This window comes from Acidiferrobacter sp., from assembly GCF_054609335.1.
Map to the genome: position 1 here is coordinate 1 of NZ_JBTRWP010000047.1, position 20,862 is coordinate 20,862.

General features: G+C 61.8%; 20 protein-coding genes and 1 tRNA gene. 9 read left to right on the forward strand and 12 right to left on the reverse strand.

The window, feature by feature from the left end:
- Nucleotides 1-172: 172 nt before the first annotated feature.
- The 5 genes from ACYCTF_RS11385 to ACYCTF_RS11405 all read left to right on the forward strand — a co-directional run bounded on the left by ACYCTF_RS11385 (nucleotide 173) and on the right by ACYCTF_RS11405 (nucleotide 5,018).
- Complete coding sequence (locus ACYCTF_RS11385; RefSeq protein ID WP_461284365.1) at nucleotides 173-778, forward strand: PD-(D/E)XK nuclease family protein; 606 nt, start codon at nucleotides 173-175, stop codon at nucleotides 776-778.
- 2 nt (nucleotides 779-780) lie between these two features.
- Nucleotides 781-3,957 carry a UvrD-helicase domain-containing protein gene (locus ACYCTF_RS11390; RefSeq protein ID WP_461284912.1) on the forward strand — a complete coding sequence of 1,059 codons (3,177 nt, stop codon included), beginning with the start codon at nucleotides 781-783 and terminating at the stop codon, nucleotides 3,955-3,957.
- A 99-nt stretch (nucleotides 3,958-4,056) separates the two neighbouring features.
- Nucleotides 4,057-4,383: a 5'-nucleotidase gene (locus ACYCTF_RS11395; protein ID WP_461284915.1), complete on the forward strand. Its 327-nt coding sequence runs from the start codon at nucleotides 4,057-4,059 to the stop codon at nucleotides 4,381-4,383.
- Nucleotides 4,380-4,703 (forward strand): type II toxin-antitoxin system RelE/ParE family toxin, encoded by a 324-nt coding sequence (locus ACYCTF_RS11400; protein ID WP_461284362.1) that lies wholly within the window; start codon nucleotides 4,380-4,382, stop codon nucleotides 4,701-4,703. Before ACYCTF_RS11395 ends, ACYCTF_RS11400 begins: the two co-directional genes overlap by 4 nt.
- Before the next feature lie 12 nt (nucleotides 4,704-4,715).
- Complete coding sequence (locus ACYCTF_RS11405) at nucleotides 4,716-5,018, forward strand: helix-turn-helix domain-containing protein (RefSeq protein WP_461279342.1); 303 nt, start codon at nucleotides 4,716-4,718, stop codon at nucleotides 5,016-5,018.
- 213 nt (nucleotides 5,019-5,231) lie between these two features.
- Here ACYCTF_RS11405 and ACYCTF_RS11410 read toward each other — a convergent pair whose 3' ends face one another.
- Both ACYCTF_RS11410 and ACYCTF_RS11415 read right to left on the reverse strand, forming a co-directional pair.
- Nucleotides 5,232-6,086, reverse strand: a complete 855-nt coding sequence (locus ACYCTF_RS11410; protein WP_461279346.1) for a DUF4338 domain-containing protein — start codon at nucleotides 6,084-6,086, stop codon at nucleotides 5,232-5,234.
- A 3-nt stretch (nucleotides 6,087-6,089) separates the two neighbouring features.
- A complete protein-coding gene (locus tag ACYCTF_RS11415; protein ID WP_461284913.1) occupies nucleotides 6,090-7,598 on the reverse strand; it encodes an IS4 family transposase in 1,509 nt (502 codons plus the stop codon).
- 111 nt (nucleotides 7,599-7,709) lie between these two features.
- Between ACYCTF_RS11415 and ACYCTF_RS11420 the strand changes: the two genes are divergently transcribed.
- The gene (locus ACYCTF_RS11420; RefSeq protein WP_461284914.1) at nucleotides 7,710-8,168 is read left to right on the forward strand and encodes a tyrosine-type recombinase/integrase; all 459 of its coding nucleotides are present in this window, start codon (nucleotides 7,710-7,712) and stop codon (nucleotides 8,166-8,168) included.
- Between the two features lie 13 nt (nucleotides 8,169-8,181).
- On the opposite strand, the gene ACYCTF_RS11425 is transcribed toward ACYCTF_RS11420, so the two are convergent.
- Nucleotides 8,182-8,258: transfer RNA gene (locus tag ACYCTF_RS11425), tRNA-Pro, on the reverse strand.
- A gap of 161 nt (nucleotides 8,259-8,419) precedes the next feature.
- Here ACYCTF_RS11425 and ACYCTF_RS11430 point away from each other — a divergent pair.
- Entirely contained in the window at nucleotides 8,420-10,273 is a 1,854-nt protein-coding gene (locus ACYCTF_RS11430) for an ABC-F family ATP-binding cassette domain-containing protein (RefSeq protein ID WP_461284228.1), read from the forward strand.
- Here ACYCTF_RS11430 and ACYCTF_RS11435 read toward each other — a convergent pair.
- From ACYCTF_RS11435 to ACYCTF_RS11465, 7 genes are all read right to left on the reverse strand, one after another.
- Nucleotides 10,265-10,693, reverse strand: coding sequence for a molybdenum cofactor biosynthesis protein MoaE (locus tag ACYCTF_RS11435; protein WP_461284229.1), 429 nt, complete (start codon nucleotides 10,691-10,693; stop codon nucleotides 10,265-10,267). The genes ACYCTF_RS11430 and ACYCTF_RS11435 overlap by 9 nt on opposite strands.
- Nucleotides 10,693-10,932 (reverse strand): MoaD/ThiS family protein, encoded by a 240-nt coding sequence (locus tag ACYCTF_RS11440; protein ID WP_461284230.1) that lies wholly within the window; start codon nucleotides 10,930-10,932, stop codon nucleotides 10,693-10,695. Before ACYCTF_RS11440 ends, ACYCTF_RS11435 begins: the two co-directional genes overlap by 1 nt.
- A gap of 2 nt (nucleotides 10,933-10,934) precedes the next feature.
- A complete protein-coding gene (gene moaA / locus ACYCTF_RS11445; protein ID WP_461284239.1) occupies nucleotides 10,935-11,996 on the reverse strand; it encodes a GTP 3',8-cyclase MoaA in 1,062 nt (353 codons plus the stop codon).
- Nucleotides 11,953-12,447 carry a cyclic pyranopterin monophosphate synthase MoaC gene (moaC, locus tag ACYCTF_RS11450; RefSeq protein WP_461284231.1) on the reverse strand — a complete coding sequence of 165 codons (495 nt, stop codon included), beginning with the start codon at nucleotides 12,445-12,447 and terminating at the stop codon, nucleotides 11,953-11,955. The genes moaA and moaC overlap by 44 nt, the downstream gene beginning before the upstream one ends.
- Nucleotides 12,448-12,526: 79 nt before the next feature.
- On the reverse strand, nucleotides 12,527-13,558 hold the full coding sequence (locus ACYCTF_RS11455) for a dimethyl sulfoxide reductase anchor subunit family protein (RefSeq protein ID WP_461284232.1): 1,032 nt from the start codon (nucleotides 13,556-13,558) through the stop codon (nucleotides 12,527-12,529).
- Nucleotides 13,559-13,583: 25 nt separating this feature from the next.
- The gene (locus tag ACYCTF_RS11460; protein ID WP_461284233.1) at nucleotides 13,584-14,279 is read right to left on the reverse strand and encodes a 4Fe-4S dicluster domain-containing protein; all 696 of its coding nucleotides are present in this window, start codon (nucleotides 14,277-14,279) and stop codon (nucleotides 13,584-13,586) included.
- A gap of 13 nt (nucleotides 14,280-14,292) precedes the next feature.
- Nucleotides 14,293-17,139: a molybdopterin oxidoreductase family protein gene (locus ACYCTF_RS11465; RefSeq protein ID WP_461284234.1), complete on the reverse strand. Its 2,847-nt coding sequence runs from the start codon at nucleotides 17,137-17,139 to the stop codon at nucleotides 14,293-14,295.
- 190 nt (nucleotides 17,140-17,329) lie between these two features.
- On the opposite strand from ACYCTF_RS11465, the gene ACYCTF_RS11470 reads away from it, so the two are divergent.
- On the forward strand, nucleotides 17,330-18,247 hold the full coding sequence (locus ACYCTF_RS11470) for a fumarylacetoacetate hydrolase family protein (protein WP_461284235.1): 918 nt from the start codon (nucleotides 17,330-17,332) through the stop codon (nucleotides 18,245-18,247).
- Between the two features lie 5 nt (nucleotides 18,248-18,252).
- Here the strand turns inward: ACYCTF_RS11470 and ACYCTF_RS11475 are convergent, their stop codons facing one another.
- A complete protein-coding gene (locus ACYCTF_RS11475; RefSeq protein ID WP_461284236.1) occupies nucleotides 18,253-19,017 on the reverse strand; it encodes a class I SAM-dependent methyltransferase in 765 nt (254 codons plus the stop codon).
- A 103-nt stretch (nucleotides 19,018-19,120) separates the two neighbouring features.
- Between ACYCTF_RS11475 and ACYCTF_RS11480 the strand changes: the two genes are divergently transcribed.
- A complete protein-coding gene (locus tag ACYCTF_RS11480; RefSeq protein ID WP_461284237.1) occupies nucleotides 19,121-19,891 on the forward strand; it encodes a helix-turn-helix transcriptional regulator in 771 nt (256 codons plus the stop codon).
- A gap of 56 nt (nucleotides 19,892-19,947) precedes the next feature.
- Here the strand turns inward: ACYCTF_RS11480 and ACYCTF_RS11485 are convergent, their stop codons facing one another.
- Entirely contained in the window at nucleotides 19,948-20,349 is a 402-nt protein-coding gene (locus ACYCTF_RS11485) for an ArsR/SmtB family transcription factor (RefSeq protein ID WP_461284238.1), read from the reverse strand.
- Nucleotides 20,350-20,862 lie beyond the last annotated feature (513 nt).

Below are 20,862 nucleotides of genomic sequence, written 5' to 3' on the forward strand. Positions count from 1 at the left end.
GAGACAGCCCCCAGCGCCAGTTGCACGGCTTGGGTGCGATACTCCGTCGTATAGATCGCTTTTTGGTGATTCTGTGGCTTCTGTTTCCGACTCATATAAACCTCCGATAGGGTAATTATCCCTGAACCGGAGGTGTCTGTGAAAGTGGGGCAAGGTCAGTGCGGTGCTGCTGATGGCAGGGCGCCGCTCTGAACTGGAAGACTTCCGGACCCGCTTGCGCGAATCGCTAGACCACTTGCGCCACCAGTTAAGGGGGGCCGGGATTATTGAGGTGTGGCCCGAACAGAAACTGGCCGGCCACTATGGGGGCGGCGAGATCCGGGGCTATGCCGATCTGGTTCTTAAAAACGGGGCGGGAGAGCGTGCGATCATCGACATGAAATGGTCCGGCGCCCAAAAATACCCGGCCAAGCTCAAAGACAACCGCCATCTGCAATTGGCGATCTACGGGGAAATGTTGCGCCAGGAGGACGGCGCGTGGCCGGCTGTGGCCTACTACGTGCTCAAGAGCGGACAGTTGTTTGCGACCGACGCACGATTCTTCCCCTCCGCCCATACGGTGTTTCCGTCAACGGCGGAACGAACGCCAGATCTCTGGCAGCGATTTAGCGCAACTTGGAAGTGGCGCGAGCGGCAAATCGCGGCGGGGCGATTCGAGGTGGTCCTTGACGGCGTTCCCGAAGACGCCGAATCCGTGGTTCCCGAGGAGGGCTTGCCGATCGAGGTGCTCCCCCCGGAGTACAACGATTACCTGGCGCTGGCCGGATGGGAGACGTGAGCGTGCTTGGCAAACTGACCTTCATCAGCGCGGGCGCCGGTAGCGGGAAGACCCATCGTCTCACTCAGATCCTCCACGAGCAGTTGTTATCGGGTGGGGTGCGCCCGTCGGGGGTTATGGCCACCACCTTCACCAAGAAGGCGGCCACCGAACTGCGCGAACGGGTTCGGTCCCATCTCCTGAGCCAGGGGGCCTCGTCCTTGGCCCATGCGGTGGGGCAGGCACGAATCGGTACGGTCAACAGCGTCTGCGGCGGTTTACTGGAACGGTTTGCGTTCGAAGCGGGATTGGCGACCGAGCAGCAGGTGCTGGAAGAAGATCAGGCGGCCGTCGTCGTGAACCAGGCGATCGATGAGATCCTCGATGGCCCCAGTGTGTCCGCCCTTCTGAAAGTCACGCGTCGCTTAGGCATAGAGGACTGGCGAAAGGACCTCAAGGGCGTGTTGGACAAAGCGCGGGCCAACGATATCGATCCCCGCGTGCTGGGCGGCTTCGGTCGGGAGAACGCTCAGGATTTGCTTACGCATTTCCCGAAGGCCACGACCGAGGACCTCTCAGGCGCGCTACTCACAGAGATCCGGCGAGCCATCCCCGTGTTGGCCGAGGCGGTCCAGGAAAAGCCGGTCCAGAAAACGATCGGCTATCTGACCCTGGTACGCGGCATTGCGGGCGGCCTCGAAGGCGACTCGGTCCCGTGGAGCGATTGGGTAAAGCTTGCCAAGGATCAGCCCCAAGTGGGCCTCAAGGCGACAGCGGAGTCCATTGAGGCTATCGCCCTGCGTTTTGCCACGCATCCTCTCCTGCACGCCGACATCACGGAGTACCTCGAACGGTTGTTTGCGCTCTGCGCGGACGCTTTGCGGGTCTATGAGGCGCGGAAGCGGGAAATGGGGGTGTTGGATTTTACCGACCAGGAACATCTGTTGCTCAAAGTCCTCGACAATCCCGCGGTCGCGGCCACCCTCACAGACGAGTTGGACCTCCTGCTGGTGGATGAATTTCAGGATACCAGCCCCATTCAGCTGGCCTTGTTTCTGAAACTCGCGCGTTGCGCCAAAACGATCTATTGGGTCGGCGATATCAAGCAGGCCATTTATGGCTTCCGCGGAAGCGATACCGAGTTGATGGAGGCCATCCTCCAGGCGCTCGGAGGCCTGGGGGGCTCAAAAGAGATCCTGGGTTCCTCGTGGCGCTCCCGCGAGCCGCTCGTTCAGATCGTCAATGCGGTTTTCACGCCCGTATTTGGTCGTACTCTCAAGCCCGAAGAAATCGCGCTCAAGCCTGAGCGCACAGAGGCCCTGTCGGCCCCCGCCTTGGCCAATTGGATCAGGGGGGGCAAGAACAAGGAGCAAGAAGTCTCGGCGCTGGCGTCCGGGATCCGGAGGCTAGTGGAGTCTGGCTATGCGGTGTTCGACAAGGACGCGCAACGTATTAGGCCCGTGGCGTTCGGCGATCTGGCGGTGTTATGCCGGGCCAATGACGGGGTCAAGACTACGGCGGCCGGTCTCCGCGCCTTCGGTATTCCGACTGCGACCGGCCAAGCGGGTCTTTTAGCAACACCCGAGGCGGTGCTTGCGCTGGCCTGCCTGCGACGTCTGAACGATCCATCCGATACCATTGCCACGGCCGAGATCGTGTCATTAGCGGATAGCCAGGAACCCGAGGAGTGGGTGGTGAATCGGCTGCGCCATATCGAGATGGGTGGCGATTCCCGTCGGTGGTTGGAGGAGGGGGCGTCGCGCCATCCGTTAGTCGCGACGCTGGCCGGTATGCGCAGTCGTTTGCCGTTACTGGCGCCCCGCGAAGCCCTTCAAGCCGTTATGACCGAGTGCGACATGCCGCGTTGCGTACTGCGCTGGAGCCAGAGTTCCGCAGTCGCTCGCATCCGCTTGGCGAACCTCGACGCGCTGGTGAGCATGGCCGACCAGTACGAAGAGATCTGTCGAATCGCCCAGCATGCGGCGTCGATTTCGGGCTTGATTCTCTGGTTGGGTGAGCAAGCCGGGGCGGCGCAGGATCACCTCGCAGAGCCGGCCATTGACGCGGTGAAGGTCTTGACCCATCACGGCGCGAAGGGACTGGAATGGCCGGTGGTGGTTCTGTTGGATCTCCATACCAAGGTAAGGGATCGCGTGTGGTCGATTACCGCCGCTTCGCGTTCGGCCCTCCAGGTGACCGATCCCCTGAAAGATCGCTTTATTCGCTACTGGCCTTGGCCGTTTGGGCCCCAGAAGAACGTCCCTCTGGCCGAGGCCATCGCGTCGTCAGAGGTCGGTGTGCGGTATCGTTCGGCCGCCGTAGAGGAAGAGAGGCGTCTCCTCTATGTGAGTATGACGCGCGCCCGCGATCTGCTGGTGCTGGCGCGATCCGAGCGCCAATTGTCAGGGGAGTGGCTCGATACGCTGGAGGCACCCTGGCTCCTGCCGACAGACGAGCAGTCCCCTCTGGTCTTACCCTCAGGCCAAGTCGTGAGTGCCACCCGGTGGGTGCTGGACCCGATTGAGCGGGAGGGTGCGACCAGCACGAGTGTCGAGACGATCCATTGGTTCGAAACGCCGGCATCGCCCACCCCACGCCTGCCGCTCGTGCTCAATCCCTCGACGGCGTCGCCTCCCGTGTGCACGGTGCCGGAAAAGTTGCGCATCGGCACACGCGTCAAGGTCGCGAGCGGGGCCGATATGGGGGTCCTGGGGAGCGCCATTCATGCGGCCATTGCGGCCAGCTTCACCGATCGGTCCATGCCGCTCAGTCTAGAGGAGGTGGAGGCCCTTCTCGCAGGATTTGGGGTAGGGGAGAGCGTATCGGCCCCTGCGGTCCTAGGACAGATTCACGCACTGCATCTCTGGATAGTTGAGCGCTGGGGAGAAGTGCCGGCTTTCGCGGAAGTCCCGGTCGAGGCCATCACCGAGGACTCCCAGATCATTCAAGGACGGATCGATCTGCTCTTGGAGGTCGCCGAGGGGTGGATCGTGATCGATCACAAAGCGAACCCCCGAGGGGCCGATCATTGGGACGCCCTGGCCGAGGAGCACGCCGGCCAGCTGGCGACCTATAAGACCGCCCTTGAACGCGCGACGGGAAAGCCCGTGCGGGAATGTTGGCTATTTTTTCCGGTCGCAGCGGGCGCGGTGCGCATCGATTTTCCGGCCGGGGCGCCAGGGACCCAGGCGGCGTCATGAGACAGGCCAGAATACCGAAGACAAAACGTCGGCACGAGCCGCTGCGGATGGCCGCCATGACGCCGCAGGCTGTGTTTAACCTCGACGCGGGATCATCAGATCTTTGAGAAACAGAGGGAGGGACTATTCCCGGTACCCAATCTCCCCAGAAACGGTGTCGCTCGAACCGAGGGTGGCGTTCTGATGGTGAAGCAGTTTCTTACGCTCGATACAGGTGCAGGCCATCCGCGTCTCGAAGTCGTTTTGACCTCACGAAACAGGGCCGGTATCGGGTTTCGGGTATTCAACTCAATCCGCCATCCCTCTTTGCGATGTGGCCCGCCACCCTTATTCACTTGCGAAGGTTCTGGGAAAAAGCCCGTCTCTGCCGGCGTTGAAAGAAAGGGCTTCCCGTATTATATCTTTTTTGGCATACTGAGATTATGAGCTGGACGGTCGAAACCCTGAATGAAGCCGTTGATGCGGAGGTCGAGGCCTTGCCCGAAGACATGCGGGCAAGGCTTGCGCGCATCGCAAAGCTCATCGAGGAGAAGGGCCTGGATCGTGTGGGTGAGCCGCACGTAAAGCCTATTGAAGGCCGTATTTGGGAAATGCGGCTGAAGGGTCGCAGCGGAATTTCGCGGGCGCTGTACGTGACGGCCGTCGGCCAACGCGTGGTGATTGTGCGGGTCTTTGTGAAGAAAACGGAGAAGACGCCGCGGCGCGAGATAGATCTGGCACTGACTCGCGCGAAATCGGTTCAATGATTGAGGTGAGCAATGGCACGCATAACTGAGATGCACAAGAAGTGGCTGAAAGAGCCGAAGTACAAGAAGGCTTACGATGCGCTTGAGGAGGAGTTTGTCCTAGCGGGTGCCGTCATGGATGTGCGCAACCGCGCCGGTCTGACGCAAGAGGAGCTGGCCCGGAGGATGGGTACGACGCAGCCCGTCGTCGCCCGGCTGGAAAGCGGGCGCTCCCGTCCGTCCATGCGGACACTGGAGCGCTTAGCGGAGGCAACCGGATCGCGTTTACTTATCAGCTTTGAGCCACTTGAAGCGAAGCGACCTGCGAGCCGATAACGGGGCAGGGAAGCCGCGGTGTTGGCGATCACCAATATCGGCGTATTCCGGCCCAGTCCTGCCACCCATTCCGATCCAAAGCTGCCACCCACAGTGCGGCCGATCAAGGGTAAGCGCTCAATTAACCCCGTACTCCCTTTCTATTACACACATCTTTCCATCAACAGCGCGTGAGATATCGAGGACTTTCGATAGATAGGCGAATGGCCGGTCTTATGCGTCGCAGAGATGTTGACGAAAGTCCCGCACGAGCGGATAGATCCAGATGCTCTTGATCGGCTGAGCCTTTCTATGCAGGACGTCGAGCTTGCCGCGTCCTTGGGTATCCCCGAGGTTCTGCCAGTTGGCGGCCTTGTAGCATGTGCCGGTAAAGCGCGGCTTCTCGACGAAGGTTTCGAGCAGCACCGGGCGATAGCTGTAGCGGGCGTGCCAGTCTTCGGCCAGGCGCTTCGATGTCAGGGCGAGGATGCGCGAGGCGAGGTTTTTACAGTGAATCCAGGGCAGGATGAGGAAGCGGGCATTGTTGACGATGAGGTGCAGATTGCGTCGGCGCTGCTCGGCGGTCCAGCCGATAGCGTCATCGCGCGGCCTGGTTTTCCAGGCGCTCGCGCCGAAGCCGAGCGCGGCGATAATGTGGCTCTCGGCACGTACGAAGTAGCGTAGTTGCGCGCCCGGCAAGGGTTGATGGCCAAGGTAGTGATGGCGTTCGATGTAGGTGTTCCACAGCAGGGAGTCCGCTTTGCTCAAGACCAGATCGATCTTCAGCGTAGCAAGGTCGATGACCGGGAGGCTGCTCGGTTCGAGCACGGCCTGTTCGATATGCGGATAGGATCGATAGGCGACCGGTTTGGGGTTTCTCGGCGGCGGCAGCGTGATCAGGCCATCGGCCTGCATGCGCGCAAGCGCCACGCGGCAGCTCATATCCTTGAGTTTGCCATTGTCCCGGCGCCAATTCAGCCGCTCGCAGACTTCCCGCGAGAGACGGGCGCGATTCATCTGCGGGATCTGCAGCAGTTCCCGGATCAACGCGATCTCGGTCGACGTGAAGTCGCGTCCGCAATAACGCATCACTTACCTCGAGCGGCTCAGGGCGAGAAACTCTTTGTGCGCGCGCAGCGTCTCGACCGTCTCGTAAAGACTCGTCCACCCGCGCCACAGGACCAAGACCCCTGGCTCGCCATCCCCTTTGCGGCCCAAGTGGCCGCCGAGGCGGCCGAGCATCCGTACCATCTCGCGCAGCGTCGGTGCGGGGTCCGTAGGGGCCAGCGCCTTGGTGACGCGGATATACAGCGCCTCAACCGGCCGTTCGGCCGGCAATGCCTCCTCCTCGGAGAACACCTCGGTGGCCGGCCGATCCGGGTGCGCGCGCGCCAGGTAGGTCACATGCATCAGGCGCACGCCGATGATGCTGAAAAGCGTCAGATAGCGCTTTAGCCGTTCGGCCTCCTCGAGCAGACAGTCCTCGACCTTGCAGCCGGACTTCAGCACCTTATGCCAAGTCTCGATGCCCCATCGCCGCCCATACCACCGCACCTTCTCGGTGGCGGACGCGAAGTCTTCGACAACGAGATTTGTGAGCAGCACCCAGCTGATCGCTTGAGTGCCCGCGGGCGGGGAGGACTCGGTCGCGCCGATCAGCGTCACGGTGACAGGTTCGGTCGCGCCGGATGCCTTGGCAGCCCCACGGCGCGGAGGCGGCGGGATCGACACGCGCGCACGGCGCACCTCGATGTGCGCCGTGCGCGCCTTACGGCTGCCGTTGCCGGGGACCTCGATCGTCATGCTTCCCAATGCCGGGGTGTCGCTCAACGCCTCGAGCATCCGGGTGCAGCCCGCGCTGTCTTCGGGCACGAGCTTGCGGTCGGTACGCGCGCGAATCAGATAGTGCGCCTGCAGGTCTTGGGCTTGTGTCAAGAACTCGAAGAAGTCCGATTCGCGGTCGGCCACAGTGATGACCGGCACGCCCGAGGGTGCCCGCTCGATCGTCTCCTTAAGCGCCACGAGCCACTTCGCGCTCTCCTTCTCCTCGATCGCCGTGACCTGCAGGCGCTCGATCTTCTCCTGGTAATCTTCCTCCGGGATCTCCCTGCGCGCCCAGATATTCTGGCTCACAATGCCAAGCGGCACACCCGAGGTGGTGAAGGCCAGTGCGTTATGCATGATGAGGCCCCGATCGTGCGCCGCGTTACTTTTGCCGATCGGCCCGAGGCCCCGGGTCTTGACGTGCCTGCCATAGGAGAAGAACACCGTGTCCTGCATCACCAGCACAGGACCCCCGCAGCCGGCCATGCGCGTAGCCGTCGCCTCCCAATGGGGCTTCAAGATCCCCGCCGCGCTGGCCTTCGGGTTATTGAACAGCCGATACGCCGCTTGCGTGCTGGCCCACGCGCCGCACGCTTCATTGATCGGCGAGCCGGGAGATTTGGCTAGATATTCCGCGGTTTTCACTAAGCGACGATCCAGACGTTTATCGCGCAGGTCAGCGCGGGCAAACTCTTGTCTCACCCACTCGACCGACTCCGTGCCAGCCTCTATCATCGCCTGCACATCCGGTTCCCCGCAACGCCTCGACTTTTGCACGCCGTTCGCCTGTCCTCGTCGCATGCCGCGACGACAGCCACCTTACGCAATCTCGGCGTGTGTGTCCAGCACTTTCGTTGGGAGTGCCAATCAGTCAAAATCTCAGAAGATGTGTGTAATAGAAAGGATCTAATCGGGCTACGGTGGGCAGACTGGAAAGAGGACGGCCTGCACGTAAAGACGCGAAAGACAGGGCGCTATTTGCTCTTTGCGCGCAGCCAAGCCTTGGTGGAGACCTTGGATCAGGCCAAAAAGTTGAGTTCTGCGATTTTTGGCAATATGCCGATCTTGCCGTGTCAGGGCGGAGGGCCCTTTACGCCCTCAGGTTTCAAATCGAACTGGCAACGCCTGATGCGTAAGGCGGCAGCTCAGGGGACCGAGCGCTTTCACTTTCACGACTTGCGAGCTGTGGCTGCCAGTCGTCACGCAACCCCTCAAGAACTCCTGGGTCATGACGATCCGAGAACGACAAACCGCATCTATCGGCGAGGGCCTCGACTGGTGGAACCAGCCGATATATTGGAAATTACCCCGTTTATTGGAAATCGACCTAAACCAAAAGTGTCGTAAGTCCTTGATTTATTGGTCGGGGCGAGAGGATTTGAACCTCCGACCACCTGAACCCCATTCAGGTGCGCTACCAGGCTGCGCTACGCCCCGTTCCGGACGGCATCATACCGTAAGCGCGTGGCCTATCAAAGCACTTTGGGCGGCGCCGATGAGCTTCGGTGCGCGACACGGCAGCCACAGGAGGAGTGAGTCGCGTGGCGGGCAAGGCCTTGCGCGTCGCCAAGTGTGATCCGAGGTCGTAGAATGACGCTATGCTGAATGTCCGTGATTTGTCGTTTCGCGTAGGTGGCGAGGAGCTCTTCCGTGCCGTCTCTTTTGAGGTGTACCGGGGTCAGCGGATCGGGCTCGTCGGCCGCAACGGCTCGGGGAAGTCGACGCTCTTGAAGATCATCCAGGAGCGTCAGGAGCTCGAGGAGGGGCGCCTTGAGTTTGCGGGCGCAGTGCAGGTTGTGGCAGCCGCCCAGGAGATTCCGGACACTGAGGACTCGGTGCTCGCGTTTACCCTGGATGGAGACCGAGAGCTGCGGGCCTTGGAGGAGACGCTGGCAAGTGGCGTCCATGATGAGCGCTACTTCGCGGCCCAGACGCGCTACGAGCTGATTGAGGGCTTCGGTGCTCAAGCCCGGGCAAGCCAGCTCCTGGCCGGGCTTGGGTTCTCGCAGGAGGACCTGGGGCGTCCAGTGCGAATCTTGAGCGGCGGTTGGCGCATGCGCCTGAATCTCGCCCGCGCGCTCATGGCGCGTGCCGACCTCTTGCTTTTGGATGAGCCCACTAACCACCTGGATCTGGAGGCGATCGCGTGGCTCGAGCAGTATCTGGCGCGGTTCGATGGGGCGCTCCTCGTCGTTTCTCATGACAGGGATTTTCTGAACACGGTCGTCAATCGCATCGCCGCGATCCATGATCACACGGTGTCTCTGTATGTGGGGTCCTACGACGCCTATGTTGAGCGGCGCGCCTTGGAGTCCGCCCAGCGGGAGGCGGCGCAAAACAAGCAGGCCGCCCAGGTCGAGGCGCTCGAGCGTTTCGTGGCCCGCTTCCGGGCCAAGGCCAGCAAGGCGCGCCAGGCGCAGAGTCGACTGAAGATGTTGGAGCGCATGGAGCGCGTCACAAAGCTCCGGGGCGAGGTGCGCTATACCTTGCCCCTTAAAGGCCCCGAACGTGCGCCCGATACCCTGATTGCGCTACGGGATGTGTCGTTCGGCTATTCCGGAGCTGCACCCTTGTTCGCGAACGTGGGGCTTACGATCGCACCCGGCGACCGCGTGAGCGTGATCGGTCGCAACGGCGCTGGCAAGTCGACTTTTCTGAAGGTACTTTTGGGGGAACTTGCCTCGACCGCTGGCACCCGTACGGTGGGGGTGGGCCTGACTATCGGATATTTTGCGCAACATCAGTTGGAGCAGCTCAACCCCGAAGAGACGCCGTTGTCTTATCTCGCGGCCTTGGATCCAAGTGCGCAGGCGCAGACCCTGCGCGACTATGTCGGGGGCTTTGGGTTCGGGTCCGCGGGTCTCGAGCGCCCGATTCGAGGGCTGTCGGGCGGGGAAAAGAGCCGGCTCGTGCTGGCCGGACTGGCATGGAGCCGGCCGCACCTCTTGCTCTTGGATGAGCCCACCAACCACCTGGATCTCGAGATGCGCGAGGCCTTGAGCTTTGCCCTGCAGGACTACACGGGCGCCCTGGTGCTGGTATCGCACGATCGTCACTTGATTCGTTCGTGCGCCGATACGCTCTGGGTCGTGGGGGGCGGGCGTGTACAGGAATACGCGGGGGACCTCGATGATTATCAGCGCGAAGCGGCTTCGGCCCGCGAGACCAAGGTGATAGCCAAACCGAAGAGGGAGGCACGGCACTCCGGGGTGTCGTCGAAGACTTTGGTGCGTGAACAGAGGTTGGTGGAGGCACGCATGGCCGCCGATAGCGCGCGCCTAGGCGAGATCGACGCTGTGCTGGGCGATCCGCGCGCCTACCAACAGGGGGGCGAGACGATCAAGGCCTTGCAAATGGAGCGCGCAGCCATTACAGCGCGCCAGCAGATCGATGAAGAAGAGTGGCTCACCCTGGAGGGGAAGCTCGCGGAGGTCCAGGCGCGCCTATCGTAGGTCCTGTGGTGTTTGGCCCGGGACCCACACGGTGCCTTCGGGCGAGATCTCTTTTTTCCAGAAGGGCGCGCGGGTTTTCAGTGCATCGACGATGGCCTGGCAGCCGGCGAAGGCTCCGGCTCTATGGGCCGACCAGACCGTGACGAGCACGATGCGTTCATGGCTTTGGAGGCGCCCGTAGCGGTGGATGATGAGGACTTCCAGGAGATCGTGGGTGGTCTGCGCGGCGGCGCCTATGCGCGCAAGCTCGGCGCGGGTCATCTCCGGATAGTGCTCGATCTCGAGGGCCTCGATGCGGCGATCCTGCGCGGTATCGCGCACGGTACCGACGAAGCTCACACGGGCCCCGGCACCCTTCACATTGAGCGCCTGCGCCTCGCGCTCGGGATCGAAGTCTGCAGTCTGTAGTCGGATGATCATCAGCCGCCGCTCACAGGCGGGAAGAAGGCGATCTCGTCGCCATCCTTGACGGGGCTTGTTAAAGAGGCGTGCTCGCAGTTGATGGCGACGAGCAGAGGCTTGGGGAGGTCCGTCGTGCGCGCACCTGCGACGATTCTCAAGATGTCGGAGGCAAGCTGCGGCGTGGACGAGGGCGGAAGTGTGCGCGTTTCGCATCCTAAGATTTCCCGCACCGTGGCAAAGCAGCGAACCGTGATCATGGTCAACCCCCGAGGCGCATCATATAAACCGGGGCGGCGCGTCCGGGCTCGTCATTGAAGGTGTGCCGTTCCGGCTTCTCGTGCCAGACCTTGTGGCGGATGAAATCCGTCAAGGCGTCATCCGTAAACCCCCCGCGCAGAGGCTCCAGCAGATCCACGCCGTCTTCCTGCCCGAGACAATACACGAGCCGCCCAGTGGAGGTGAGGCGCACGCGATTGCATCCGGCGCAGAAATTTTGGCTGATCGGGCTTATAAAGCCGATTTCACTCGCAAAGCCCGCCACGCCAAAGCGACGGGCCGGCCCGTCGTCCACGGCCCGCGGGCGCGGCTCCAAGGCGTGCGAGCGGCGGATGCGTGTCTCGGCCTCGGTGACGCTTGCATAACTTTGCGCACGGCTCGCGCTGCCGGCCACCCCTAAGGGCATGGTCTCTATGAACTGGATGTCGAAGCCCTCATGTAGGGCGAAATCGACGAGCTTAGGGATCTCGTCTAGGTTTTCATCCTTCAGGAGGACGACATTCAGCTTGATGTGGGGAATGCAGTCGCGGGCTATGAACAGCCCACGCAGGACGCGCTTTAGGTCGCCGCCTCGCGTGATGCGCTCGAAGCGCTCTGGAGACAGACTGTCTAGGCTCATGTTGATGCGCCGCAGGCCCGCTTGCGCCATCGGTTGGGCGAGGCGGTCAAGCAGATAGCCATTGGTGCTCACACTCAGCTTCTCGACGCCGAGGTCACGGGCGTGCGCGATCCGATCGGTAAGCCAGGGGTAGAGCAGGGGCTCGCCCCCGGTAAAACGCATATGGCGCACGCCGAGGGTATGAAAGACCCCCAGCAGCCGGTCGAGCTCATCCGGGGCAAGGTGATCCTTGCGGGCAAAGCGCGGCGTCCCACCCTCGGGCGAGCAGTAGCGACAGCGCAGATTGCAGTGCTCCGTGAGTGAGACCCGCAGATACGATATGCGACGGCCGAACCGATCGTGGAGATCGGTCGCTGACTGCGCCCGATCCGCTGTTTCTGCTCTATTGTGCGCGATCCCAGGTTCCAGAGCGGCCTCCCTCCTTATGTAGCAAGCGTATCCCCTCGATCACCATGCCACGGTCCATGGCCTTACACATATCGTAGACCGTGAGGAGTCCGATGCCTACCGCCGTCAGGGCCTCCATCTCTACCCCGGTAGCATACTGCGTGCGGACAGTCACCGAACAGCGCAGACAGGCGGTATCCGGGAAATCCCACGCGACCTCGAGTCCGGAAATCGGGACCTGGTGGCAGAGCGGAATCAGCATGTCGGTGCGCTTGGCCGCCTGGATGGCCGCTATGCGCGCCACTCCCAGCACATCGCCCTTACGGCTCGTGCCGGCGCGGATGGCCGCGGCGGTTTCCGGCGCCATCGTGATGCGCCCCTCGGCCGTGGCCCGCCTGTGGGTGGCGGGCTTGTCGCCCACATCCACCATGCGCGCCTGGCCCTCGGCATCGAAATGCGTGAGCGTACCGCCTCGTTTCTCATCCACCATCGCCCGATCCTCACGTGCTCGAAACTTCGGGCACTACTATAACGTATAGCGAAGGCCCCCGATTAGCTCGTGTTCGTCTCTAGCGTTCGTCGTAGCTCGGGACGAGGCGCCGCTTGCCGGCAGGCGCCTTGTTCTCGGCTGTTGCGCGCAACGCCGGGTGCATCTGTGGCAAGGGGCCAGGCATACGTCCATGATAGAGATTCACGACGTGCTGCGCCTCGACGAAAAAGAGGTAACGCTCAAGCCCGATCCCAATAAAGGCGAGTAGCGGCGCCAAGAGCACGGCAAGGCCGATAGCTGCGTGGGCTGCTGCAAGCAGGATCGCGATCGGCGCGAGGAAGCCCAGGACATAGACTGCGATCTTGAAGCGGAGAGCGCGCCGGGGGCTTATGCAATTACTGAACTCGTGGGTGAGAAAGGTCCCGAAGGTGTGTCCCTGGTCGAGGAGTCGCACGCGACCGCCCGTGAAGCCCGTGGCGGTCTGTAGGGTGGTCCCGCTCGGCGCGCCGATCCAGAAGTAATAGATGGCCTTCATGACGGCGGCCGCCACCAAGAGCGAGCAGGCGATGCTCACCATCGCAAGGTCGTGCCGATGGGCCAGTAGACGGCTCGTGGCGAGAACGGTCATGCCGACGGCAAGCCCCAAGGCGTAGAAATTCGCCGGAACGAGCGGCGTGTGCCATTGACGTATAGTGCGCAGGCAGGCGTAGATCATGCCCTGGCAGAAGATGGTGACTAGTCCGACCAGAGCTGTGACGTTGCCGAGCAAGAGCGCCACCCCGTCCCGATCATTGTTCATGAAGAACACCCAGCCGAGATAGGCAATCGCGAGCGGGTAGAAAAGCACCGCAAACACGCCTTCGCGCGCAAGCCACGAGGTCCGCCAGCGAGTGAAGGCACGCCAGGCGTTCTTCGGGTTTGCCAGGTGCGCGGTCGACGAGACCATGCCCATGGTGACGAACAACAAGGCGAGCGCCACGAGGATCGCAGTGCGCAATGGGCTTAAGGCCCCATCGATAGCGAAGTCGTTTACGACCGCAACCATCGCCATGAGACCGAATCCGGCGCCGGAGAAGAGCGTTAAGAATATGACGGCAAGTGACGGGTTCATATTTTAAGGTCCCTTTAAGAAGAATTTAGCGTTCAATGACACGGTTGACCCACTCCTTGACCTTACGCGCGAGCGATCCGCGTGGCAGGTCGGAGGTGGAGATCGCAGGCCGCGTCCGCGGCGGCAGATACTGGTTCGTCGGGTTGTAATTGAGCTCGGGCATGAGCGGGTAGCCACCACGGTTGCGTACGGCACGGCTCGTGGCGCTCTCCGGATCGTCGAGGTCGCCAAACAACCGGGCGTGCGCGGGGCAGGCCAGCACACAGGCCGGCTGCCGCTCTTCCTCGGGCAAGGTCTCGTCGTAGATGCGATCCACGCACAGGGTGCATTTCTTCATGGTGCCCGATGCCCGGTCGAGCTCGCGCGCACCGTAGGGACAGGCCCAGGAGCAATAGTTGCACCCCATACACTTGTCCTGGTCTATGAGCACGATGCCGTCTTCAGGGCGCTTGTAGGATGCGCCCGTCGGGCACACGGTCACGCACTCGGCGTTCTCGCAGTGCATGCACGACATCGGGAAGTTGATGGTCTTGTTGTTCGGGTAATCGCCGATCTCATAATGACGGACACGATTGAACCACACCCCCGAAGGCTCCTTCCCGTACGGCTCGTAGTCTGTGAGAGGGGCCGTGATGGAGCTGGTATTCCATTCCTTGCACGCGGTCGCGCAGGCATGACAGCCCACGCAGGTGTCGAGATCGATGACAAGGCCTAAGCGCATGACTGACTCCTTTTTAGGCTTTGGTGCGCGTGTTGTAGCGCAGCACGTCGGGTTTGGGGACGGCACCGGGCAAGGGTGGCACATTGGCGAAGGTCGGCCACACGCCTTCCTCACCGGGCGCGGCGCGCGTCACCTTGACGCGCAGGTCGTACCAAGCCGCTTGACCTGTGATGGGATCGGAATTTGTAATGCGCCGCTCGCCTGCCTTCTCCGGGAGCAGCTCCGAAATCAAGTGATTCATCAGGAAGCCTTGGGTGGCCTCTGGCGCGTCGGGTTTCAAGCCCCAGGTGCCGGACTGCTTGCCGATCGCGTTCCAGGTCCACACCGTGTCTTCCTGGCAGCCCTCGATCAGGCGCAGCTGCACGCGGATCTTGCCGTTATGCGACTCGACCCACACCCAGTCCTCGTCCTGGAAGCCCAGGCTCTCGCCGCGCGCGCGGTTCATGTACAGGTGGTTCTGCGCGATGATCTGCCGCAACCAGGCGTTCTGCGAATCCCATGAGTGGTACATCATCATAGGCCGCTGGTTGACTGCGAAGAACGGATACTCGGTCTTGTCGACCCGCTGTTGCTCCAAAGGCTCGTAGTAGTCGGGCAGGGGATCGAAGTAGGTTGCGAGCCGCTCCTGATCGACGCGCTCCTTCGGCATCGGTCCGTCATAGAGGCCGAGTCCGGCGAGGCGGAATTTTTGTATGGCCTCGGAGTAGAGCTCGATCACGATGGGCTCAGGGCTCTTCAGGAAACCCGCCTCGGTGGCGAACTCCAGATAACCCTTGTTGGCGAAGCGCAGATAGCGGATATCCTTGGGGAGGTGGTACTGAAAGAAGCCCTGGTTCTCGATATAGCGCTCCCACTGTTCGGGATTGGGTTCACCGCGCAGCGACTTGCTGCCATCAACGCCGCGATAACCAGCCAGAAAGCCGATGCCGGGCTCGCGCTCGTAATAGGTGATGAAGTCCTTGTAGCCCTGATATTTGGGCGTGCCATCGGGCTTGGTGAACACCGGGAGTTTCAGGCGCGCACCCAGCTCCACCAGCACCTCCTGCCAGGGACGCACGTTGCGATCGAGCGCGAGCAGCGGGTGACGTATCGAATCGCACACTGCGTCGGGTTCCGAGATCGGGCGGTCGAGCAGCGAGATGGCGTCATAGCGCTCGAGATAGGTTGTGTCGGGCAACACAAGGTCCGCGAAGTGCACGGTTTCCGAATGGAAGGCGTCGACTACGACTAGGAACGGGATCTTGTACTCGCCGTCGGGACGCTTCGCGCGCAGCATGTCCTGGATATTCGCCGTGTTCATGGTCGAGTTCCAGGCCATGTTAGCCATGAAGAAGAGTAAGGTATCGATCGGATACGGGTCCGCGTTCACGGCGTTCGTGATCACCATGTGCATGAGTCCATGGTTGGCCAAGGGGGCCTCCCAGGAATAGGCCTTGTCGATGCGCAAGGGCTGCCCGTCATCGTCGACGACGAGGTCCTCGGGCGCGGTCGGGAAACCGAGCGGATGCGCATCGAGCGGGGTGTTTGGGGCGCTATGCTTGGCCGGCTTGCCGGGCGACGGTACCGGGCGCGGGTAGGGGGCCTTGGCGCGGAACCCGCCAGGGCAGTCGATGGTGCCAAGCAGGATCTGCAGGAAGTGAATCGCGCGCGCTGCCTGGAAGCCGTTGGAATGCGCCGACACGCCGCGCATGGCGTGCATGGACACTGGACGCCCGATGAACTTGTCGTGCTTGCGGCCGGCCCAGTCGGTCCACTCGACGGCAATCTCTATGGTCTCCTTGAAGGCCACATGCGCCATTTCCAGCGCCAGGCGCTCGATCGTACTGGCCGGGATACCGCAGACCTTGGCGGCGTTCTCGGGCGCGAACCGTTCGTCGAGGTAACGTTCGGCGAGGAGCGTCATGACAGTCTTCACCGTACGGCCATCGGGCGTCTTGTATTCGCCGAAGAGCGCTGGGTGGCACGCGGCGTCGAGGCCGTTGACGAAGGCCTCTTGCTTTAGGTCCCACGCAAGCGGGTGGCCGGCTTCGTCCCGATATATGAGGCCGTCGCCTTTTTGCCCTGGGGTCTGGACGACCAGGAAGGGTGCGTTCGTGTAGCGGATGAGGAAGTCCCAGTCGAAGAGTTCCCGCGACAGTAGGACGTGGACCATGGATAGGGCAAGGACGGCGTCGGTACCCGGCCGAATGGGGACCCATTCGTCGGCGACCGCCTGGTAGCCCGTGCGCGCGGGATTGATCCCGACGAATTTGCCGCCACGGCTTTTCAGTTTCTCGATGCCGATCTTCATGGGGTTCGAGTTGTGGTCTTCCGCGACCCCCCAGAGCATGAAGTACTTGGTGCGATCCCAGTCCGGGTCACCGAATTCCCAAAAGGCGTAGCCCAATGTATAGAGTCCGGCGGCGGCCATGTTGACCGAGCAGAAGCCACCATGGGCCGACCAGTTGAGGGTCCCGAACTGTTCGGCGAATAGGCGCGACAGCGCCTGCATCTGGTCGCGTCCGGTGAAAAACGCGAATTTGTTGGGGTCGGTTGCGCGGATGTGGGCCAAGCGCTCGGTGAGCATGTCCAGCGCTTGCTCCCAGGAGATCTCGACAAACTCCCCAGCGCCGCGTTCCGTGCCGGGCTTGCGCAGAAGTGGGCTACGCAGGCGTGCCGGCGAGCACTGTTTCATGATGCCGGCCGACCCCTTGGCGCAAAGCACGCCTTTATTGATGGGGTGATTGCGATTACCCTGAATGAAGCGGACTTGGTTGTTCTCTATGGTCACTTTGATACCGCAGCGGCAGGCGCACATATAACAAGTGGAGTACTTGATCTCCTGGTTGCTTTGATCGTGGCTGTGCTCGACTGCGGACATATGATCTCCGAAAACGTAAAAGTCCCGATGCAGGGACCTTACAGGAAAGGAGCGCCCTTGTGCTAGGGAATTGTTTTAATAACCTGATAAAAATCAGATAGTTATTTCATAGCATTATGGGGGATATCACGGTGATTTATAGGAGCGCGACGCAGGGTCCGCCGAGGTTGTCTCAAAAGGGAGGGTGGGCATGGAGTTTCTGCGCTACAAGGGGACACGGGGTCGCTATCGCCTGGGCGTAAGGACGCCCGAGGGTCTGTATGACCTGGCGGCTTGCTACAGTCGCTATCGGGAGATGGGCTTGCGCGCGATCCCCGGGATCGCCGTGGCGTTCGCACAGGGCAGCCTGCGGACGTTACTGGCGAGACCTGGGGTGGGCGATTTTCTCGCGGCCGTACGCCTAAGCGGAGCGCATTGCCGCTCAGCGGCGCTGCGAGAGGATACGGTGGCGCTCGGTGCGCCCCTCCACGATCCCGGCCGTTTCATCGGGATCGGCCTGAACTACCGCTGCCACGCGCGCGAGGTGGGGCAGTCCATACCCGTGGAGCCGCCGCTCTTTGCGAAATGGGCCAATGCCATATCGGGGCCGCAAGATGAGATCATGTTGCCGATGAATTCGCAGGCCATCGACTACGAGGTCGAACTCGGGGTCGTCATGGGCCAACGCGCGAGCCGGGTTTCGGTCAATGACGCCCTCGATTATGTATTCGGGTATACCGTAATCAACGATGTGAGTGCCCGTGACATACAATTCCGTACCAGCCAATGGCTCGCAGGCAAGATCGGCGACGGATTTGCGCCCATGGGTCCGGGCGTGGTGGAGAGGGACGATATCGGTCCCTCGCAAGGGCTCACGCTCGAGACCTGGGTCAACGGCGAGTTACGTCAGCACGGCCATACTTCGGACATGATTTATGACGTCCCGGCGCTCGTGAGCTATTTGTCGCATCTGGTCACGCTTGAGCCGGGAGACGTCATTGCCACGGGTACGCCCGCCGGGGTCGGTATGAGTCGCAAACCGCCCCGCTATCTCCACCCCGGCGACATCGTGCGTATGCGGATCGCCGGGGTGGGAACGATAGAAAACCGCTTCTGCGCCCCCCGCTAGCGGCCCTAAGTCCGCGCCTTTTGGCAGTGTGCGGTCAGCACGTCGAGATGAAAGGACCCATCCTCCTCGATGCCGAGACGGTTACGCGCCTCGATCGGGGCATGACGGAGCAGGTCCTTAAGCGCCGCCACGCGCGTCGCCGGTGTCTTCGCGCGCGCCACCCAGTCATCGAACGCGATGAAGATCCGGAAGTGGTCGGTGCGCGTGGGTATGAAGTCATAGGCCGCCAAGAGCGCCATCCACGCGGAGACCGTGAGGTTGCGGACATGGCTTGTGTCGCGCAAGAGCTCGATCGTTTGCAGATGGGTGTCGGACAAGGGGTCGTCCGGTGCGACGCTGTCGGTCAGAATGAAGGTGCCCCCAGGACGCAAGACACGGGCGATCTCTTGTAAGCCCGAAGACAAGTTGCGCCAGTGGTGGGCACTGAAACGGCAGGTCACGAGGTCCATGCTGGCATCGGCAAACGGGAGGCTTGCGACCGCGGCTTGCTGGCAGACGATGTTCGTACAGGCTGCGTCCTGGGCGCGGGCACTCGCGATCTTGACCATCGCAAGGCTCGCGTCCACCGCCTGCACTGTCTCGCAGAACGGCGCGAGGACCAAGGCGACATGTCCAGGTCCGCAGCCGACGTCCAAGGCGTGTCGTGGGCGCAAGGATTCGGCGGTCGCCCGAAAGAGGGGAAGGTCTGGACCATGGGCGTGTATCGGGCTCGTTTCGTAATGAGCGGCGACCGAGTCGAATTGGCGGGTCACATCCTGTTCATGATTCATGGTCGCGTATTCTCCGAGGTTTGAGTCGCACGCAGCATACTCTCGCGCTATACGGGTACCAGATGGGCCAATTATACTGGTACAAGAACCAATGGGACCGGCGATGATTGCGAGACAAAAAGAGCTCGGTTACTTCTTACGAACCCTCCGCGAGCGTGCGCCGGCGCCGCCCGGGGCGCGCCGGCGCCGCACCCCAGGGCTCCGCCGTGAGGAATTGGCCGCCCAATGCGGCATCAGTGCGACCTGGTATACATGGATTGAACAGGGACGGGCCGGCGGCGTGTCGCCGGACACCCTGGCGCGCCTAGCCGAGGTGCTGGTCGTCACCGATGCCGAGCGGCGCTATCTCTGGGAGGTCGCCGGGCTAGGTCCCCAGCGTGTGACGCGCATAGTCCCGCAGGCACCGGCCGAAATGGCGTCCGTTCTTACGCACATTGCCACCCCCGCCTACTGCCTGGGGCGGTATTGGGACGCCTTGGCGTGGAACAAGGAGGCGCAAGAGTTGTTTCCAGATTGGCTGGGGGAAGGGGGCTGCGAGCGGAATCTGCTCGATTTCGTTTTCTTAGTACCAGCCGCCCGCGATTTCATCGTGGACTGGCCCGAGCGAGCGCGTCGCTTGGTCGCCGAGTTCGCGGCCGATGCGGCTGACCTCACGGGTGATCCGCGCTATGAGCAGTTGGTGGCGGATCTTGCGGCGCGTAGTGGTGAATTTCGTGACTATTGGCAACGGCGCGAGGTGTCGTTCAGGGATGCAGCCCGGAAGGCCTTCCGCCATCCCATCCGCGGTCTCGTGGTTTACGAACAAACGACATTCGCGCCCCTCGTGATGCGCGATTTGAAGCTTGTGATCCTGAGCGCCCGCTCGAACGACTGACGAGCAACACGGACGGGCAAATCACCCGCCCGCGTTGCCTCGTCGCCTGTCCGGACTTACCGACTCTTACGACCCGCCTTCTTTTTCTTGGCTGCCGCTTTCGGAGTATCTTTAGGCGCCGCCTTGGGGGCTGACTTCGCTGCGGGCTTCGGTGCACTCTTTTCTGTCGGCCCGCCGCTCAGATTCTCCTCGAGGAACGCGAGCAATTCCCCGATGGTCGCAAGGACCGGGGAATAGCGTATCGATCGTCCCTCGCGGGACGGCTTGATAAGGCCGGCCTGAGTGAGCTGTGACAGATGGAAGGAGGAGGTGGCTGGCGCCAGTTTCAGACGCAGGGCGATTTGCCCGGCCACGAGTCCATCCGGACCGACCTTGACCAAAAGGCGCACGATACCAAGTCGTGTCTCCTGTGCCAGTGCCGTCAATGCCCGCGTTGCCGCTGTGATCTTCATTGTCATCGATTGGGTTTACCTTAAAATGGCCATCTGTTCGTCAAAGACAACGCAATTCCTTTATGGTTCCACGGATGCTACCTTAAAGGAATGCTGTCCGTCATGGTACCGAAAAAAGCCTATTCTCGGTCCTTTGCGAGCGCACTATACCGCATTTTAGCGACAATAGCAGCACCCTTTTTTCACCAGGGCGAATATTGGCTGTCATGCATTATTGGGCATGGAAACATAGACGTGTGAAACTGCCATAATACGCACAGGGAAAGTACGCTAATAGCGGGCGCCGCCGGTGGCATACTGTCCGGGCGTTAGGAGCGAATCCGGATGCTCGGACGCGACTTCGCTATGGGATAATGAAGGGGTTTTCTGGGTCGGCGAGCGGTGTGAGAGAGAGGGGGGTGCCCCTATGTCCTTTGTCAAGCATTTGTTGTCGATGCCGCATGATAAAAAGCGCCGTCACGCAACATCGCATACAGCACATCACTGCGCCTACGGGCCAGTGCGATGAGCGCCTGATTG

Excerpts from the sequence above, each read along its gene's own strand:
- ACYCTF_RS11385 (WP_461284365.1), top strand. The coding sequence starts at position 173 with ATGGCAGGGCGCCGCTCTGAACTGGAAGACTTCCGGACCCGCTTGCGC.
- ACYCTF_RS11400 (WP_461284362.1), top strand. The coding sequence starts at position 4,380 with ATGAGCTGGACGGTCGAAACCCTGAATGAAGCCGTTGATGCGGAGGTC.
- ACYCTF_RS11405 (WP_461279342.1), top strand. The coding sequence starts at position 4,716 with ATGGCACGCATAACTGAGATGCACAAGAAGTGGCTGAAAGAGCCGAAG.
- ACYCTF_RS11410 (WP_461279346.1), bottom strand. The coding sequence starts at position 6,086 with ATGCGTTATTGCGGACGCGACTTCACGTCGACCGAGATCGCGTTGATC.
- ACYCTF_RS11430 (WP_461284228.1), top strand. The coding sequence starts at position 8,420 with ATGCTGAATGTCCGTGATTTGTCGTTTCGCGTAGGTGGCGAGGAGCTC.
- ACYCTF_RS11435 (WP_461284229.1), bottom strand. The coding sequence starts at position 10,693 with ATGATCATCCGACTACAGACTGCAGACTTCGATCCCGAGCGCGAGGCG.
- ACYCTF_RS11440 (WP_461284230.1), bottom strand. The coding sequence starts at position 10,932 with ATGATCACGGTTCGCTGCTTTGCCACGGTGCGGGAAATCTTAGGATGC.
- moaC (WP_461284231.1), bottom strand. The coding sequence starts at position 12,447 with ATGGTGGATGAGAAACGAGGCGGTACGCTCACGCATTTCGATGCCGAG.
- ACYCTF_RS11455 (WP_461284232.1), bottom strand. The coding sequence starts at position 13,558 with ATGAACCCGTCACTTGCCGTCATATTCTTAACGCTCTTCTCCGGCGCC.
- ACYCTF_RS11460 (WP_461284233.1), bottom strand. The coding sequence starts at position 14,279 with ATGCGCTTAGGCCTTGTCATCGATCTCGACACCTGCGTGGGCTGTCAT.
- ACYCTF_RS11465 (WP_461284234.1), bottom strand. The coding sequence starts at position 17,139 with ATGTCCGCAGTCGAGCACAGCCACGATCAAAGCAACCAGGAGATCAAG.
- ACYCTF_RS11470 (WP_461284235.1), top strand. The coding sequence starts at position 17,330 with ATGGAGTTTCTGCGCTACAAGGGGACACGGGGTCGCTATCGCCTGGGC.
- ACYCTF_RS11475 (WP_461284236.1), bottom strand. The coding sequence starts at position 19,017 with ATGAATCATGAACAGGATGTGACCCGCCAATTCGACTCGGTCGCCGCT.
- ACYCTF_RS11480 (WP_461284237.1), top strand. The coding sequence starts at position 19,121 with ATGATTGCGAGACAAAAAGAGCTCGGTTACTTCTTACGAACCCTCCGC.
- ACYCTF_RS11485 (WP_461284238.1), bottom strand. The coding sequence starts at position 20,349 with ATGACAATGAAGATCACAGCGGCAACGCGGGCATTGACGGCACTGGCA.